The sequence below is a fragment of the Streptomyces sp. 8N616 genome (assembly GCF_052246385.1).
GTDB lineage: Bacteria > Actinomycetota > Actinomycetes > Streptomycetales > Streptomycetaceae > Streptomyces.
This window is the reverse complement of record NZ_JBQQBY010000004.1, coordinates 156,780-174,170: the sequence shown is the minus strand read 5'-3', so window position 1 is coordinate 174,170 and position 17,391 is coordinate 156,780. Positions and strand designations below refer to the sequence as shown.

The following is a 17,391-nucleotide window of genomic DNA, read 5'->3' as shown; positions in this document are numbered from 1 at the left end:
GCACCTTGCACGGCAGCCGATCGTACGTTCTTCACAAAGCTGTCGCGAACCGTCCCCCGCTGTTCACCCTCAATCCACCGTGCGTTGCCCAAACATCACTCCTCCGTTATGGGGCGGCCGGAAGGGTTATGCGGTATGACCGGACGGCGACGCTCCCCTTCGCGCCCCACTCGCAGTTCTCTCTCTTCTCTCTCTACTCGCGCTTCTGGCTCTCCTCGCCCGGCTCGCCCGCCTCGCCCCGTCAAGGCTGTGGCGATTGCCTCAGTGAGCGCCCTGGCGACGTGTGCGGCGGTGCTCGCCGGTTGTGGTTCGCTCCCGGCGGTTTCGGGGGCTTCCAAGGATCCGGTTGTGGTGATGACCTGGGCCCCCGAGGGCACCAAGGCGACGAATGTGCCGGGCATGCCCGCCATGGCGCAGGCGTACGCGCGCTGGATCAACAGCAGGGGCGGGCTCGGCGGCCGCGAGCTGAAGGTCCTCACCTGCAATGAGCGCAACGACACGGTGAACGCGGGCCGTTGCGCGCGGCGGGCGATCGCCGAGAACGTCGTCGCCGTCGTCGGCTCGTACAGCCAGCACGGGCGGTCCTTCATGTCGCAGCTGGAGGCATCCGGAATTCCGTACATAGGCGGATATGGCGCCACGGACGAGGAGTTCACCAGCCCGCTCTCGTACCCCGTCAACGGCGGTATGGCCACGCTGCTTGCGGGCAACGGGCGGCAGCTCGCGCGCGGCTGCGATCGGATCTCCCTTGTCCGGCCCGACACCATCGCGGGCGACCAGATGCCGTCCCTGCTCAACGCGGGCCTGCGGGCGGCGCGCCACACGCCCGCCAGCGACGTACGGGCACCGGAGGACGCGACCGACTACACGCCGCAGGCGGAGAGCGCCTTGGCGCGCGCGGGCGCCGACCCGGCGCTCCTCGGGACCGGGACGTACGCCGCGACGGCCGGCGGCGCGTGCGTCACCGCGGCGCTCGGCGACCGCACCGACACCTTCTTCGACTCCTTCCGCCGCCTCCAGGAGGAGGGGCAGAAGGTGAAGATCGCGTCGGTGCTGGGCAGCGTGCAGCAGGCGCTGGTGACGCGGACGGGCGGCAAGTCCAGCCCGCTGGAGGGCGCGTCCGTGACCGGGTGGTACCCGGCCGCGAGCGACCCGCGCTGGGAGCCGATGCGCGAGGTCGTCAACAAGCACGCGTTCGGAGACAACCGCATCGACCCGGCGGACCCGGGCGTCCAGACGACGTGGATCGCGTACACGGTGCTCCGCGCAGCGGTCGAGTCCCTCGGCGGCGGGGACGTCACGGCGCGATCCGTACGGCGGACGCTGGACGGGCGGATCGGAGACGACGGCGTGGACACGGGCGGGCTGACGCCGAAGCTGAGCTGGCGGTACGAGGACATGCTGGCGGTACGGGGCTTTCCGCGCATAACCAACGCGATGGTGACGTACCAGGAGGTACGGGGCGGACGGTTGGTGCCGGTGGGGAACGGGTCGGTGAACGTCACGAAGACGCTCGAGGACCGGCCCGAGGAAGGCTGAAGCGCGGGCCCGAGGAAGGCTGAGGCGCCTTCCTCGGGAAGCGGAAGTTCCGCCCGTCCCGCGCGTCGGCTCAGCAGCGCCCCGCCCTGCGGGGCGGGCCGCCTTCCCACCCACCCGCCCAAGTGGGTTGGAGGGGCGCAGCCCCAAGGGGCGCAGCCCCTCCGACCAGGCGCTGGTGTCAGAGCTGAGTGAACTGGCGCTGGGTGAGGGCGTGTTCCTCGGCGATGGAGTTCCAGAGGCGGGACGCCTGCTTCTTGGCGGTGGTGGCGTCGCCGCTCGCCCTGTTGGCCGCGGCTGTGTGGCCCGTGACCCGCGCCTTGCCGCCCCGGCAGGTCTTCTTTCCGCCCGCTGCGACCTGGTCCGCCCACGCCGCGTAGTGGTTGTCTGCGGACGCGGAGGCCTTCCAGGCGCTCGTCAGGGATGACGTGAGCGCCTGGTGGTCGGGCAGTTTGTCCACGGAGAGCTTCTCGAGGCGGGTCACAAGACCGTTGCGCTGGCCCGCGGCGCCGCGGAGGTCCTCGGCGGCCTGGCCGAGGTTCGTGCAGGTCTTGATGTTCTCGACGGCCCTGATCACCGCCGCCCGGCTGTCGTTGCTGTCCGCGAGCAGGCCGTCGAGGTCCTTGGCCTGCTTCTCGGCCGGGTCGGGGGCCGGTGAGGACTGGCCGCTGTCGCCCCCGGCGCCCGCGTCCGTGGACTGCGTGGCGCTCTTGGCGGCGTTCTTCTGGTCCCCGCTGCCGCTGAGCGCGGCACCGGCCGCGAGCCCCGCGATGGCGCAGCCCGCGACGACGATGCCGATGAGGGCTGCGGGGGAGAGGCCCCGGCGGCGCTCGGAGTTGCGGCGTGCGGCGCGGCCCTCGGGCTCGTACGCGTACGGGGCCTGGGTCTGGGCCTGCTGGGCGCCGTGCGGCTGCTGCGGGGGCTGTGTGAAGCGGGGCATCTGCTGGGTGGCGCCTGGCGCCTCCGGCCCTGCCCCGGGGGCGGGCGCCTCGGACCGGAACAGCCCGTCGAACTCGGCGGGCGGCTGCCGGTCACCGGGCATGCCCGGGCGGATCCCGAAGGGCGCCCGGCCGGGCAGCGACGGGGCCTGGGCCGCCGGGTGCGGCGGCTGGGGCCCGCCCTGGGCGGCAGGCCCGCCGGGGACGGGGGCGATGTACTGGGTGGCCTCGGCGTCCGGGTCGCCGTTCGCCTGGTGCGACTGCGACTGCGACTGCGACTGCGGCTGTGCCTGCGGTTGCGGCAGCGGCCTGCGGCCGAGGAACGTCGTCGACTCGGATGGGGCTTCGGGCGGCAGCGGGCCGCTCCCGGCTGTCGGCGGCTCGGGCGATATCTGCGGTATGTGCTGCGTGGCCTGGGAGTCCGCGTCGTTACCGCCACCGCCCGGCTGCGGCCCGCCCTGCGCCAGGCCGTGGGGCGCCTGCCCCGCCGTCGGCGGCTGCAGGGCAGGCGGCGCCCAGGCGCCTGGCTGGGCGGGCGGATCGAGCTGTGGCGACGGGTTCCGCGGCGGGGCGTCCAGCTGCGCGGCGGGCGGGTTCTCAGGGGCCGACCAGGCGCCCGGCTGCGCCGAGGGGCTCTGGGGCGCCCAGGCGTCCGGCTGCGCCGAGGGGCTCTGGGGCGCCCAGGCGTCCGGCTGCGAGGGCGGGGCGAGCGGTGCCGGCGGTGCCGGCGGGTTCTGCTGTGCCTGCGCGGACTCCGGACCCCAGGGCTGGCCCCACGGCTGCCCGGCCGCGGGCGCGGCCTGCTCCCCCGGCACGTACGGTGGGTCGCCGTTTGCGGGCAGCACAACGCCCTCATGGGCGGGCCGGGCCGCAGGGAGCTGCGGCTCGTTCCCCTGTCCGCTGTGCGTCACCGGGACTCCTATGGCTGATGATGCGGAACGGTGCTGACGAAAGCGTCGGTTCACGCTACCGGGTCGCTCCACCGCTCTGCCACGGCCCTCCACCCGGCACCGCACCGCCGCAGGCCCGGACCTGCGGAGCCCCGGCATCCCGCCCGCCCGCTGCCCCGAAGCACGGGGCTCCGCCGTTCCGTCCTGCGCGCGACGGCCCATCGCCGCGGCTGGTGCAGCGACGCCGCGTCGTCGTGCCTGGCGCGGTGGCCGCCCGGCCGGGCGTGGAGGCCGGTGCGCTCGCCGGGGGCGACGGAGGCCCCATCGGACAGTCTCGGCAGTCTCGTAGACCGAGGTGATGACGTCGTACAGACGATCGGCCGCCGAAGTGCCGTACGTACCGGCAGCCGCGTTCGCCGGTCCTCAACTCCCTTTATTCCATTGGTATTTGAGAACCCCGTGACCGGTAGGGACGGGCACGGGAAGCTGGGAGCGTCGGTTATGAGGAGGGGGCGCGGTGTTTCCGAATGCGGCAGGGGCGACGGAGTTCCTGAGAGCCTTCAAAACAGCGGTATATCCGGACGATTGGAAGTCCCTCCGCGGGCGTCCGCTGCCTCCCGTCCTGCTGAAGACCGGCGGCGAGGGAAGACGAGCCGAACAGCGCTGGACCCGGGTCCTCGGCGCGCTGGAGGAAGCGCTGCGGCATGACGGGCGCAAAGCCGTGTCCTATGCCCGCCCGCAGACGCTGGCCACGGGGAATCCCGGAGAAGAGCTGCTGACGCTGTACGTGGGGCGGCTGCTCCCGGTGGATCCGCCCCGGCGGACCGGGAAGCTGAAGCTCCGCGACTTCGGGCTCGTCGACCAGCTCGTCGAGCTGACCCGCGCCGTGGCCGATGACCCGGCTCTCGATGTGGTCGCGCTGCAGCGCCGCCTCTCCGGCAGGCGGCTGCGCGACAGCGTGTACGAGCTGCACGCCGACAAGGCCGACGGAGGCGTGCTCCACAAGCTCGCGCAACTGGCGACCCCGCCGGACGGCGCGGGTGCCGTGATCACCACGCTGGTGCGGCTGTTCGGAAACCCCGTCTGCTACAAGCTCCCGCGACGGATCTGGGCCTGGTGGTGGAAGCGGCGTCTGCTCAAGTCGAGGAAGTACGGCTGGTACGCGCGGTGGCTCCACATCAGCAGTCCGACCGGCACGTTCTTCGACCGGGTGTCCGACGTGGTGACGCCTCAGGCGGTGGCGCTGCGCGGAGGTGCGGAGGCGCGTGAACGAGCCCTCTTCGAGCTGGAGAAGCTGCTGCTGCGCGCACTGCTGGGGGATCTCCACCGCAGGCGCGCCGGCCGCTTCGGCCCCTGGGCACGCCGCCGCCGCACCCGCCGTGTGGTGCTGCTCGCCCTGCCCCCCAACGAGGCGGGGACAGGGGGCACGGCGGAGGCGCGGGACGTGGTCCGCTTCCTGCGCGCGTACCAGAGTGCGATCGGTGAGCCCGGCAGCGGTTCCCTGTTCGTGTTCGGGGTCGGCTGCCCGGACGGCTATCAGCTGGAGGAGCCCGGCCAGCAGTGGCACTGGCAGCGTTCCGCCAATCTCGCCGTCCCGGCGCAGCAGCTGACCCCCATGGCGCCTGGCCAGAACAACCCCCGGATACTGCAACCCACGGTGCAGGACGCGGACTTCGAGGGCGGCGGACTTCCCGTCTCCGCCCTCCGGCCGCAGGGCTTCCGCTGGGGCCCGCGGCTCGAGCTCTTGACCGAGCTGACGGCCATGACCCTGGCGCTTGCCCTGCTCGTGTCCTTCCTGGTCGGTCTGACACGGCCCTCGGCGGACACCCGCTGCCTCGACGGCAGCCCGGTCGCCAAGCGTGTCGACCCCGAGCCGCTGCCCGCAGGCCCCTTCAAGCAGGGCGTGCTGGAGGGAGCGACCGTCAAGGAGGAGTACGACGCGGCGCGGCAGCAGATCGAGGATCTCAACGAGAAGGCCATGGCCGCCGAGAAGAAGGGGGAGACCGTCCGGAGGGTGGTCTACCTCGGCTCCACCGTGAGCGCCGATCCGGAAGAAGCGGAGTACAACGGTGAAGTGCCCGAACTCCGCGGCATCTGGCTGGCCCAGGCGCGGCTGAACAGCGAGGCGGCGTCGGACCCCGAGAACTCGAAAGTCCGGCTGATCGTCGACGTACGCGATACCGGGCACAATTTCAAGAACGCGGTACAGGTGGCGAAGCAGGTCGTCGCCGACACCCAGGAGGGCCAGAAGTACCAGGATCACCGGACCATTGTCGGAGTCATCGGATTCTCCGAGAGCCGGACCGAGACGAAGGCGGCAGCCGCAGCACTCAGCGACGGTCGTGTGCCGGTGATCAGTACGACCGCGTCGGCCAATGAGATGCAGGAAGCCGGGGAGTACTACAGGCCCCTCTCGCCGAGCAATGACCGCGAGACCAGGGTGGAGGCCAAGTTCGCCCACTCCGGCCCCATCATCGAGGAGTCGTCCGACCCCCGGAAGAACAACGGTTACTGTGTCTCCGCCACCCGGGCGGTGGTGGTCAAGGACCCGACCGACCTTTACAGCGATGATTTGGCTGACAGGTTCCGCGAGAATTTTCCTGGTGCCTCATCGGTCATGGAGTACCCAGGAGGGGTGGCCAGTTCGGCGCAGACCGCTGAGAAGGTGTGCGCCCGTATGAACGCGAAGGGCGGACAGCGGGCCGTTCTGTACTGGGCGTCCCGTGTGGAGAACTTCAACGCCTTCCTCAACGATTACGTCGGTCGTACCGAATGCGCCTACCGGAACCTGACAGTCATCGGCGCGAATGAGCTCACCAACTCCGCCCTGGCCGGGAAATTCGACTTTGCGAAGAAATGGCTGCGCCTCTACTACACCGCCCACGTCCTGCCCGTACGGCATGAGGACATGAGCGGGGAGGCCGAGCGTTTCACCGATCACTATGCGTACTACGCCGGTGAGGACGATCCCTGGTTCAACGACGGGCACGGGCCACTGGGGCATGACGCGCTCAGGGTGCTGTGGGACGCGACCGTGGATGCGAAGCAGAGCAGCGAGGAGCAGGTGGACTCGGTGACCGTCAAGTCCAAGCTGGACAACGAGATCCGGTTCCAGGGAGTCAGCGGAGTCATCCACTACCAGAAGGCCAATGAGTCCAAGCCGCCCCTCAACAAGGCGCTCGTCATCGTGCGGTACGCGGGGAACACCCCCGGTCTCGTCCTGCGCTGCGGCTCCTTCACCCTCAACGACGAGGACGGCGCCACCAGCTGGGGTCCCGATGCCGCCTACGAGTGCCCGCAGGACGCCCCGAACTGACCGCGCACCGGCGGCTTCTCTCACACCGTGGCGAATCGCTCCCGGAGCTTGTACTTGAGAACCTTCCGCAGCGTCTCGTTGCGCGGCAGTGCGTCCACGATCTGCAGCTGTTCCGGGAGCTTGTGGACCGACAGACCCCGGTCGCCCAGGTACGTCGTGACCGCCTCCAGCGTCAGCCGCTCCGCCCCCTTCGGCTGCTCCACCACCGCGCACACCCGCTCCCCGCGCTCCGTGTCCGGAAGCCCGATGACCGCGACATCCCCCACCCCCGGGTGCTGATACAGCAGTTCCTCGATTTCCTTCGCCGAGATGTTCTCGCCCTTGCGGATGATGACGTCCTTCAGCCGCCCAGTGAGGACCAGATGCCCGTCGTCCCGGACATGCCCCAGGTCGCCGGTGACGAAGAAGCCGTCCGCGTCGAAGGCGGCGGCCGTCTGGGCCGGGTCCGTGTAGCCCTGGCAGACCGCCTCGCCGCGCAGCCGCACCTCGCCGTCGACGATCCGGATCTCCATCGCCTCCGGCGGCCGCCCCTCGGTACGGGCGAGCTGCTCCTCCGTGTCGTCGGGCGAACCCATGGTGATCATCGGCGCCTCGGTCATCCCGTAGCCGTGGGTCAGCTTGCAGCCCAGCTCCGCCACCACCTCGTAGTACAGCTCCGGTGGCTTCGGCGCGCCGCCGCCCGCCAGCAGCCGCAGCGAGGGGATGAGCCTGCGGGACGGGTCCTTGCGCTGCTCGTTCAGGAACATCGAGTAGAAGGCGGTCGAGCCGCCCGCGACGGTGACGCCGTGCCGCCGGTACGCATCGAGGGAGCCGGGCAGCGCAAACTGCTCCAGCAGAACGGCCGGGAAGCCGTACAGCAGCAGCATCACGAGATAGTCCGGCCCGCCGATGTGCGCGTACGGGAAGGCGATCGAGCCGACGTCGGAGGGCGTAAGGCGCAGCGCGTGGGCCAGGCAGGAGCCGCCCGCGATCAGGCTGCGGTCGGTGTGCAGGACTCCCTTGGGGTCGGAGGTCGTGCCCGAGGTCCAGTAGATCCAGCGGACGTCGGTGCCGGAGGAGGGCGGGTCCGGCAGGACCGCGGGGTCCGCCTCGGGCAGCGAGTCGTACGCCATGACGAGGCGCGGGGGGTCCGGGAGGCGGCGCGCCATCTCCGCGTAGTCGAAGCCGCGCCACTCGCCGGGCACCGCGAAGAACTCCGCCTCGGCCGTGCGCAGCGCGAAGCCCACCTCGCGGTCGCGGTAGATGGGGATGACCGGGCTCTGTACGGCGCCCAGGCGGGCGAGCGCCATCGACAGCACCACCGTCTCGATGCGGGTGGGGAGCTGCCAGGCGAACGGCGTCCCGGGCCGCACGCCCATCTCGCAGAGCCCTGCGGCCACCCGTTCCGCGTCCGCGCGCAGCTCGCCGAAGGTGAGCCGCCGGTCGTCGTGCGGGGATGCGGCGGCCTGGAGGAGGGCCGGCGCGTCGGGGGCGAGGGCCGCGCGTCGCTCCACCAGCTCCCAGAGGGTCGCCGCGCCCGCCAGGTCGTGTGCCGTGTCGTTCATTCGGACCCCCCATCGGCATCAGCTGACGGCTCGTCAGATGTTGCGGGGAGCGTAGACGGTCTGCGCCTTGTCGGTCCAGGGGGCGGGGGCTAGCCTTTCTCCTATCTGACGAAGCATCAGAAACCTGAGGGAAAGGCCGGAGGCGGGCGATGGAGCCGGCACGTGATCTGGGCCGCGGGCGCTGATGGATCTCACGTACAGCGACGAAGAGGAATCCTTTCGGCGCCAACTGCGGGCGTGGCTGGGGAAGGTGCTGCCGGGGCTGCCGCCGAAGCCCTCGCCCGGGGACTGGCCGGGGCGCAGGGCGTACGACCTGGGCTGGCAGCGGGCGCTGTACGACGCCGGGTACGCGGGCCTGCACTGGCCCGCCGACGCGGGCGGGCGGGGCGCCACCCCGACGCAGCACCTGATCTTCCTGGAGGAGACCGAGCGGGCGGGAGCGCCGTACGTCGGGGCGAACTTCGTCGGGCTGCTGCACGCCGGGCCGACGATCGCCGCGGAGGGGACGGACGAGCAACGGCGGCGCTGGCTGCCGCCGATCCTGCGCGGCGAGGAGGTCTGGTGCCAGGGCTTCAGCGAGCCGGACGCCGGTTCCGACCTGGCGGCGCTGCGGACACGTGCGGTACGGGACGGGGACTCGTACGTGGTCAGCGGGTCCAAGATCTGGACCTCGCATGCTGAGGTCGCCGACTGGTGTGAACTGCTGGTCCGTACGGACCAGGACGCGCCCAGGCACCGGGGGATCACATGGCTGGCGATGCCGATGGACGCGGACGGGGTGACCGTAAGGCCGCTGCGCACCCTCGCGGGGTCGGAGGAGTTCGCGGAAGTCTTCCTGGACGAGGTGCGGGTGCCGGTCTCGTACCGGGTCGGGGAGGAGAACGACGGGTGGCGGGTCACGATGGTGACCCTCTCCTTCGAACGCGGAACGGCCTTTGTGGGCGAGGTCGTCGCCTGCCGGCGGGTGCTGGGCGAGCTGGCGCGGGCGGCGCGGGCGAACGGCCGGTGGGACGACGACGGGCTGCGGCGGCGGCTGGGGCGGCTGGCGGCGGAGTTCACGGCGCTGTGGCGGCTGACGCAGTGGAACGTGAGCGAGGCGGAGCACAGCGCGCACGGGGGCGTGCCGGGCGTCGGCGGCTCGGTCTTCAAACTCCGGTACTCGCAGGCGCGGCAGGAGCTGTACGACGCGGCGGCGGAGGTGCTGGGGGCCGTGGGCGCGCTGGACGCGGAGCAGGAATGGGTCGCGGACCGGCTGTCGTCGCTCTCGTACACGATCGCGGCGGGCACGTCGCAGATCCAGCAGAACATCGTCGCCGAGCGGATCCTCGGCCTGCCGAAGGGGCGGTGAGCGGTGCGGGGGTGGTGAGGGCGGTGAGGCGGTGAGGGCGGTCCGCAGGGTGAGTGGGGTGTTGAGCGGGGTGAGGGTGCGGTGGACTTCCGGCTGACGGAGGACCAGGAGGCGGTGCGGAAGGGGTTCCGGGAACTGCTGGCGGGGCGCTTCCCGCGCGGTCGGCTGCGGGCTGCAGTGGATGGCGGGGGCCTCGACATCGACCGGGGATTCGACCGGGGTCTCCACCGGGGATTCGACCGGCGTCTCGACCGGCGTCTCGACCGGGGTCTCGACCGGGGGCTGTGGCGCGAGCTCGGTGAAGCGGGCTTCTTCGCGCTGCGGTTGGCAGAGGAGGAGGGCGGGGTCGGGGTGGGGCTGGGGCTGCCCGAGGCCGTGCTCGTCTTTGAGGAGGCGGGGCGGGCGTTGCTGCCGGGGCCGCTCGTCGCGACGCACTTGGCCGCGGGACTGGTCGAGGGGGCGGCCACTGGTGAGGCGGTGGTGACCGCCGTCGACATTTCGGGCAGCGCCGGCGGGCCGGTCGCGGTCGAGCACTTGGCCTCGGCGGACGCCCTACTCGTTGTGGATGACGTGGATGGCGTAGATGGAGTGGTTGACGTGGGTGTGGGCGTGGGCGTGAACGTGCTGCGGCCGGACGGCGTCGAGGCCGCGCCGATGCGCTCCGTCGACCCCGCCACACCGCTGCACCGCGTCGTGCGTGGCGTCGAGCGTGGCGTCGCCCGCGTGGCGACCCGGGAGGCGCGCCGGGCGGGTGGCGGCGCGAGGACGCCCGGTGGCCGCGCGTGCGGGCTGCGGGAGGCAGCGGCCGCCGCGGCGCCCGCAGCCGGCCGGCTCCGGCGCGAGGCCGCCCTGCTCACGGCGGCGCAGCAGCTCGGGAGCGCCTCCCGCACGGTCGAGATGGCCGTCCAGTACGCGGGCGAACGCGAACAGTTCGGGCAGCCCATCGGCGCCTTCCAAGCCGTCAAGCACCTGTGCGCCCAGATGCTGGTACGTGCGGAAATCGCCCGTAGCGCCGTATATGCCGCTGCCGTGACCGGGGTCGCGTACGACACCGCCGCCGCGAAGCTTCTCGCGGACGAGGCCGCCGTGCGCAACGCCCGCGACTGCCTTCAGGTTCACGGCGGGATGGGCTTTACCTGGGAGGCGGATGTCCATCTGCATCTCAAGCGGGCCTGGGTGCGGGCCGCGCAGTGGCAGTCGGCTGCCGAGGCGGAGGATGTTCTCGCCGAGGGCCTTGCCGGCGAAGGATGTCCTGGCGCATGAGCTCATCGGCGAAATGTCCGAGTGATTCACCCGAGTTCGACCAGGAGCGTCACTGAGCGTCGATATCGGGTTGTGTCCTATACGTGACTCGTCACAGGGGGGAGTCGGCGGCAGGCTCCGGTACGCTGCCTCGGGTGCGAGTGGTTCTGATGCGCAACTATCCCGGAGTGGCCAGTGTGGCGAGGCCGGGGTGGCGAATGTATGCCGCTCGCGCCGGGTGGGGGCACGATATGCCCCCTTTTTCGACTCCCCGCAGCGCGCGCCGCACAGTATGCAGCACGCATACTCCATTGCGCCGGAATATGCCTGAAGCGCTTGTTGGGGTGACTGTACGTCAACCATGCTGTTCTCCGCGGAGGTCACGGACCGTGATCTCGTGGAGGCGCGAGGCGATGTGTCCGCCGGTTCGGATGGTGTGAGCGGTGCAGGTGCAGGTGCTTCAGGTTCAGCTGGAGGTGCGGCCCGACCCCGCGGAGGTGGGGCGGGCCCGGAGGTGGGCTCGTTCGAGGCTCGCAGGGTCCGGAATAGGGCCCGATGAACCGCTCGCCGAGACACTGATCCTGCTCATCTCGGAGCTGGTCACCAACGCCGTGGTGCACACCGGCTGTCCGGCCGTGCTGCGGATGCAGCTCCCCGACGTGGGAGCGGGGGCCGCGGCGGCGCGCGCGGGAACGGCGGGCTCGGGAGCGGCGGGTGCGGAAGCGGCGGGCTCGGGAGCGGCGGGTGCGGAAGCGGTGGGCTCGGGAGCGGCGCGCGCGGGGACGGGAGCGGGGACGGGGATCGTCCGCGAGGCCGCACGCGAGACCGTACGGGTCGAGGTCGCCGACCGCAGCGCCCATGCGCCGAAGCCGCGGCACGCGGAGGGCGACGACACCAACGGGCGGGGTCTGGAGCTGGTCACCGGTCTCGCCGACCGGTGGGGCTGGCACCCGGAGGGCGGCGGCAAGAGAATCTGGTGCGAAGTCGACCGCGCGGAGCGGAAGCCGGTGGGCCAGCCCATGGCTCAGCCGGTGAAGCAGCCCGCGGAACAGCCGGTGAAGCAGCCGGTGGTCCAGCCGGTGAGGCGCTCGTGGGGTACAGGCGTGCACGAATCGCAATGCGCCGTCACAAATAGGGCATAATCGGCAAAGTCCAGACCAGGTGTTGACGTCCAGTGTTCACTTGATCACCCTTGGGGCAGCGATTCGTCGCGAGGGGACGTCGAGGGACGACCTGGCCTTCTGGCCATGATTCCTTGGCGAGTGCGGGTCGTGGGTCCGGTGCGGCCGCTGTGAGCGAGCGCAGGCCCGCCTGGGCAGCCGGAGCCGGGTGGCGGTCCGCTGTGCCGTGCTCGGGGTGCGCATGAGCGCGCCGCCACCCGACTGGCCTGAACCCCGGGGGGCTGGGCGGGCCTTCAGAGGATCGCGACGGGCGCGACAGGGGCCCCGGTCCCGCCGACGAACGGCTCGGGCATCGCCGACAGCAGGAACACATACTGCCGCTCCTCGGCGCAGACTTCCGACAGCTCCTCCAGGTTCCAGTTCTGGCCCTGCAGCATGCCCATTTCGACGAGGTCGAGGGCGTGGACGGCCAGCCAGAGGTTCTCGATCTCCGGCGGGAAGAGCTCGAAGGTGAGGGTGTCGTTGGCGACGGCGGCGACATCGCGGGCGTGGAACCACTCGGGGCAGCGGACCGAGAGGCCGGGGGACGGGAACGCGTACCCGTGCTTGTCGCCCGACAGGTACTGCTGGATCTGACCGGTTCGTACGAGCACGATGTCGCCGGCATGGACGCGGGTGCCCGCCAGTTCCTCGGCGGCTTCCAGGTCCTCCGGCGTGACGGCGTGGTCGCCGTCGAGGCGGTCCTTGCCGAGGGCGCGGGCGACGTCCAGCAGGAGGCCGCGCGAGGCGATGTGGCGGGCCTTCTCGATGCCGCTGAAGGCGGAGCGGCCGTGGGCGGTGATCGAGTTGGCGGGGCGGCCGTTGTAGATCCGCCCCGAGTGCGAGACATGGGTCAGGGCGTCCCAGTGGGTGGCCGCCTGGAGCGCCATGGTCACGGTGTCGTCGCTGGTGGCGACCGTACCGGGGCCGAATATCTGCTGGTTGACGGCGATCATGGTGTGGAGCGGGTTGGTCCGGCCGGGGATCATGCCGGTCTGCACGCCGTCCTGCTGGAGCGGGAGCGCGAGGGGGACGCGGCGGCCGCTGCGCACGGTGGCGGCGGCCGCGTGGACCACGTCGTCGGTGATGAGGTTGAGCGTGCCGATCTCGTCGGCCTCGCCCCATCGCCCCCAGTTGTTCACGCGCTTGGCGATGTCCTGGAACTCCGGCGGCAGTGCCATGGGCTCACTCCTCCTTGCCGAACGCCGAATGTCGAGTGCCGCGTGTCAAAGGCCTCATGCCGAGTGCCGCGTGTCAAACGCCTCATGCCGAGTGCCGCATGTCGACTGCCCCATGCCGGGTGGTCCATGCCGAGTACTCCGTGCCGGGTGGTCCATGCGAAGCGTCGAGCGCCGATTCCCGTACGGGGCTTGTGCTTGCGGCTGCCTCTACCGAGAATCTAACGGGCCGTCAGAAACTCCGGGAAGGGGCGCGGCGTGGGGAACTTCTTGGCAGGCAAGGTCGTCGCCGTCACGGGCGCCGGTCGCGGCATCGGGCGGGCGGTCGCGCTGGCCTGCGCAGCAGCGGGCGCGAAGGTCGTCGTCAACGACTACGGCGTCTCGATCGAGGGCGCAGAACCGGCCAGCGAGGTCGCCGAGGCCGTGGTCAAGGAGATCGAGGCGGGAAATCATGGGGCGCACAGCGCTTCCGCTGAGGGTGGCGGTGGGCGACGGGTGGGAGATGCGGTCGCCGTCGCCGACGACATCTCGACGATGGCGGGCGGGCAGCGGGTCGTCGACCTCGCGCTGTCCCGGTACGGGCGGATCGACGGCGTCGTGTGCGTCGCCGGGATCCTGCGCGAGCGGATGCTCTTCAACATGAGCGAGGAGGAGTGGGACCCGGTGGTCGCCACCCACCTGAAGGGCACCTTCACCGTCTTCCGGGCCGCGTCCGCGGTCATGCGCAGGCAGGGCGGCGGCACGCTGATCGGCTTCACCAGCGGCAACCATCAGGGCAGCGTCTCCCAGGCCAACTACTCGGCGGCCAAGGGCGGAATCATCTCGCTCGTGCGCAGCGCGGCCCTCGGGCTCCACAAGTACGGCGTGACCGCGAACTGCGTGGCGCCGGTGGCCCGGACGCGGATGTCGGCCAACGTGCCGATGGAACTGCAGGAGATCGGCGAGCCCGATGACGTCGCGGCACTCGTCGTCTACCTGCTCAGCGAACGTGCGAAGGAAGCGAAGATCACCGGGCAGGTCTACACGATCGCGGGCCCCAAGATCGCGGTCTGGGCCCAGCCGAGAGAACTGCGCTCCGCCTACGCGGAGGGCTCCTGGACCCCGGAGAAGATCGCGGACTTCCTCCCGGGGTCGGTGGGGACGGACCCCATGCCCCTGCTGGCCCAACTGGAGGCAATGACAGCCGCGGCGGCACGCAAAGACCGCCCCAACGCGTGACTTGCGCCGACGAGCGCACCTGGCCACCTGGCCACCTGGGCCACGTGGCCACGTGTGCACCTGGGCACGTGTGCACCTGGGCACAGGGGCACAGGGCACAAGGCACAGGGCACGTGGCCACCTGGCTATCGCACCTCCGGTGCGGTCTTGCGGTCTTGCGGTCTTACCTCCTTACCCCGCTTGCCAAGGGCGTGCGGATGGGAGACCAACCCCTGCGCTGAGCGCGGGGAGTGAGGGGAGAGCGGCGTGGACTTCAGCTTCGGGCCCGAGGACGAGCGCTTCCGCGCCGAGGCGCGCGCGTGGCTCGACGCGCACCTCGTCGGCGCGTACGCCGATGCCACCAGCCGCGGCGGCCCCGGAAGCGAGCACGAGCGCGTAGCCACCCGCCGCACGTGGGAGCGCGAGCTCGGCGCCGCCGGCTGGATCGGCCTCGGCTGGGACCGCACCCACGGCGACTACGGCAACCGGGCCGCCACCCTGACCCAACAGGTCGTCTGGGCCGAGGAGTACGCCCGCGCGGGAGCCCCGGACCGGGTCGGCCACATCGGCGAGAACCTGCTCGCGCCCACGCTGATCGCGTACGGGGACACGGCCCAGCGGGACCGTTTCCTGCCCGCCATCGCCCGCGGCGATGAACTCTGGTGCCAGGGCTACAGCGAGCCAGACGCGGGCTCCGACCTCGCCGCGCTCCGGACGGCGGCGGTCCGCGACCCGGCCGACGGCACGTACCGGATCAGCGGCCAGAAGATCTGGACCTCCCTCGCGCAGCACGCGGACTGGTGCTTCGTCCTCGCCCGGACGGAGCCCGGCTCACAACGTCATCACGGACTCTCCTTCCTTCTCGTGCCGATGGACCAGCCGGGCCGGATCGAGGTCCGGCCGATCCGTCAGATGACCGGCACCGCCGAGTTCAACGAGGTGTTCTTCGACGGCGCGGTGGCGCGCGCCGAGCACCTGGTCGGTGGTCCCGGCAACGGCTGGCGCGTCGCCATGGGCCTCCTCGCGCGGGAGCGCGGCGTGTCCACCCTGGTCCAGCAGATCGGCTTCGCCGAAGAGCTGGACCAGGTCGTGCGGCTGGCGCTGGAGACCGGCGCCGCGCAGGACCCGGTCCTGCGGGACCGGCTCGTGCGCCAGTGGGCCGAGCTCCGCACCATGCGCTGGAACGCCCTGCGCACCCTGGGCACAGCGGCCGGGGACCCGGCCGCCGGGGACCGCCCCGCCGGGCGCAAGGCCGCCGGGGACCGCCCCGCCGGACGCAAGGCCGCCGGGGACCGCCCCGCCGCCGGGCGCGTGGCCGCCGATCCCGGTGCCCCCAGCGTCGCCAAGTTGCTGTGGGGCGGCTGGCACCAGCGGCTCGGCGAGCTGGCCATGCAGGTGCGCGGCGCGGCGGCCGCGCTCGGCCCTGCGGACTGGTCGGCCGACCGCCCGTACGAACTCGACCCGCTGCAGCGCCAGTTCCTCTTCTCCCGCGCCGACACCATCTACGGCGGCTCGGACGAGATCCAGCGCAACATCATCGCCGAGCGCGTGCTCGGCCTGCCGAAGGAATCCCGATGACGACGACGTACCAGCACTGGATCGGCGGCTCCTGGCGGACACCGGCGACGGGCCACTACCCCGTCGTCAACCCGGCGACCGAGGAGGTCGTCGGCGAGGCCCCCGAAGCGTCCGACGGGGAGGTCGGCGAGGCCGTCGCCGCCGCCAGGGCCGCGTACGAGGAGTGGTCGCGCGCGGAGCCGCGCGAGCGCGCCGCCGTGCTCGACCGCATCGCCGACCTGCTGACCGAGCGCGCCAAGGACCTCGTACCGCTCCTGCAGGCCGAGACGGGCTCGACGATGCGCATCGCCTCGACGATGCAAGTCCCTACCGCCGCCGACCGTTTCCGACGCTACACGCGCGGTGCCCTCGAGCCCGCAACCATCCCGCTCGCACCGCATCCCGTCGCCTCGAGCCCGCTCGCGCCCGGCGGGCTCATCGGCGCCGCGGCAGTCCGCCGACCTGTGGGTGTCGTCGGCTGCATCACCTCCTACAACTTCCCGATCGTCAATCTCGCGGGCAAAGTCGCGCCCGCCCTGGCCATGGGCAACACGGTCGTCGCCAAGCCGGCCCCGCAGGACCCGCTGGGCTGCCTGGAGCTGGGCCCGCTGCTCCAGGAGGCCGGGCTGCCCGACGGCGGGTTCAACGTCGTCACCGGCTCGGGCGCGGCGGCCGGTCAGGCGCTGGTCGCGCACCCGGATGTCGACATGATCAGCTTCACTGGGTCGACTGCCGTGGGAAAGCGGATTGCCCGGTCCGCAGGCGAGACGATGAAGCGCACCCTTATGGAACTGGGCGGCAAGGGCGCGGCCATCGTGCTGGAGGACGCCGACGAGAAGGTCATCAAGTCGGCGATCGGGGCAGTCGGTTCTACCTGGTCGTTCCACAGCGGTCAGATCTGCACGGCGCCGACCCGCGTCCTCGTCCATCGATCGCTGTACGAGAAGGTCGTCGCCGGTCTCCAACACTACGCATCCGCACTGACCGTCGGGGACCCTGTGGATAACTCCACGATCGTCGGCCCGCTGATCTCCGCCGACCAGCGCGATCGCGTCGAGGCGTACATCGCGGGAGCGCGCGACCAGGGCGCCCGTCTCGCCGCCGGCGGCGAGCGCCCGGAGACGAAGACCGGCTTCTACGTCGCCCCCACGCTCCTCACCGACGTCACACCCGGCATGACCGTCGCGCAGGAGGAGCTGTTCGGCCCGGTCGTGGTGGCCATCCCGTACGACGATGAGGACGCCGCGGTCCGTATCGCCAACGGCACCCCGTACGGCCTCTACGACTACGTGTTCAGCGCCGACGCGGGCCGCGCCTGGGCGCTCGCCGCCCGGCTGCGCAGCGGAAACGTCGGCATCAACACCGTGCAGCGCCATCCCGAGACGCCCTTCGGCGGATTCAAGGAGAGCGGAGTCGGCCGCGACGGCGGCTCGTTCGGCCTGCACGCCTACAGCGAGCTCCAGTCCGTCGTCTGGCCATCCTGAA

Annotated in this window: 11 protein-coding genes; 8 read left to right on the top strand and 3 right to left on the bottom strand. The window is 71.5% G+C overall.

Features of this window, described 5'->3' with window-relative positions; translation table 11 throughout:
• Positions 1–135 precede the first annotated feature (135 nt).
• Complete coding sequence (locus ACTWQC_RS05315) at positions 136–1,539, top strand: ABC transporter substrate-binding protein (RefSeq protein ID WP_443314346.1); 1,404 nt, start codon at positions 136–138, stop codon at positions 1,537–1,539.
• Between the two features lie 178 nt (positions 1,540–1,717).
• On the opposite strand, the gene ACTWQC_RS05310 is transcribed toward ACTWQC_RS05315, so the two are convergent.
• The gene (locus ACTWQC_RS05310; RefSeq protein WP_443314345.1) at positions 1,718–3,385 is read right to left on the bottom strand and encodes a hypothetical protein; all 1,668 of its coding nucleotides are present in this window, start codon (positions 3,383–3,385) and stop codon (positions 1,718–1,720) included.
• A 496-nt stretch (positions 3,386–3,881) separates the two neighbouring features.
• Here ACTWQC_RS05310 and ACTWQC_RS05305 point away from each other — a divergent pair, with 496 nt between their 5' ends.
• Complete coding sequence (locus ACTWQC_RS05305) at positions 3,882–6,680, top strand: hypothetical protein (RefSeq protein ID WP_443314344.1); 2,799 nt, start codon at positions 3,882–3,884, stop codon at positions 6,678–6,680.
• A 20-nt stretch (positions 6,681–6,700) separates the two neighbouring features.
• Here the strand turns inward: ACTWQC_RS05305 and ACTWQC_RS05300 are convergent, their stop codons facing one another.
• Positions 6,701–8,224 (bottom strand): AMP-binding protein, encoded by a 1,524-nt coding sequence (locus ACTWQC_RS05300; RefSeq protein ID WP_443314343.1) that lies wholly within the window; start codon positions 8,222–8,224, stop codon positions 6,701–6,703.
• Between the two features lie 184 nt (positions 8,225–8,408).
• Here ACTWQC_RS05300 and ACTWQC_RS05295 point away from each other — a divergent pair, with 184 nt between their 5' ends.
• The 3 genes from ACTWQC_RS05295 (at position 8,409) to ACTWQC_RS05285 (ending at position 11,956) form a co-directional block, all read left to right on the top strand.
• Complete coding sequence (locus tag ACTWQC_RS05295; RefSeq protein ID WP_443314342.1) at positions 8,409–9,572, top strand: acyl-CoA dehydrogenase family protein; 1,164 nt, start codon at positions 8,409–8,411, stop codon at positions 9,570–9,572.
• Between the two features lie 81 nt (positions 9,573–9,653).
• Positions 9,654–10,835 carry an acyl-CoA dehydrogenase family protein gene (locus ACTWQC_RS05290; RefSeq protein WP_443314341.1) on the top strand — a complete coding sequence of 394 codons (1,182 nt, stop codon included), beginning with the start codon at positions 9,654–9,656 and terminating at the stop codon, positions 10,833–10,835.
• A 428-nt stretch (positions 10,836–11,263) separates the two neighbouring features.
• Complete coding sequence (locus tag ACTWQC_RS05285; protein WP_443314446.1) at positions 11,264–11,956, top strand: ATP-binding protein; 693 nt, start codon at positions 11,264–11,266, stop codon at positions 11,954–11,956.
• A 272-nt stretch (positions 11,957–12,228) separates the two neighbouring features.
• Here ACTWQC_RS05285 and ACTWQC_RS05280 read toward each other — a convergent pair whose 3' ends face one another.
• Positions 12,229–13,155, bottom strand: a complete 927-nt coding sequence (locus ACTWQC_RS05280) for a cyclase family protein (protein WP_443314340.1) — start codon at positions 13,153–13,155, stop codon at positions 12,229–12,231.
• 255 nt (positions 13,156–13,410) lie between these two features.
• On the opposite strand from ACTWQC_RS05280, the gene ACTWQC_RS05275 reads away from it, so the two are divergent.
• The 3 genes from ACTWQC_RS05275 to ACTWQC_RS05265 all read left to right on the top strand — a co-directional run bounded on the left by ACTWQC_RS05275 (position 13,411) and on the right by ACTWQC_RS05265 (position 17,390).
• On the top strand, positions 13,411–14,370 hold the full coding sequence (locus tag ACTWQC_RS05275) for an SDR family oxidoreductase (protein ID WP_443314339.1): 960 nt from the start codon (positions 13,411–13,413) through the stop codon (positions 14,368–14,370).
• 246 nt (positions 14,371–14,616) lie between these two features.
• Positions 14,617–15,927, top strand: a complete 1,311-nt coding sequence (locus ACTWQC_RS05270) for an acyl-CoA dehydrogenase family protein (protein ID WP_443314338.1) — start codon at positions 14,617–14,619, stop codon at positions 15,925–15,927.
• Complete coding sequence (locus tag ACTWQC_RS05265; protein WP_443314337.1) at positions 15,924–17,390, top strand: aldehyde dehydrogenase family protein; 1,467 nt, start codon at positions 15,924–15,926, stop codon at positions 17,388–17,390. Before ACTWQC_RS05270 ends, ACTWQC_RS05265 begins: the two co-directional genes overlap by 4 nt.
• Position 17,391: the final 1 nt, after the last annotated feature.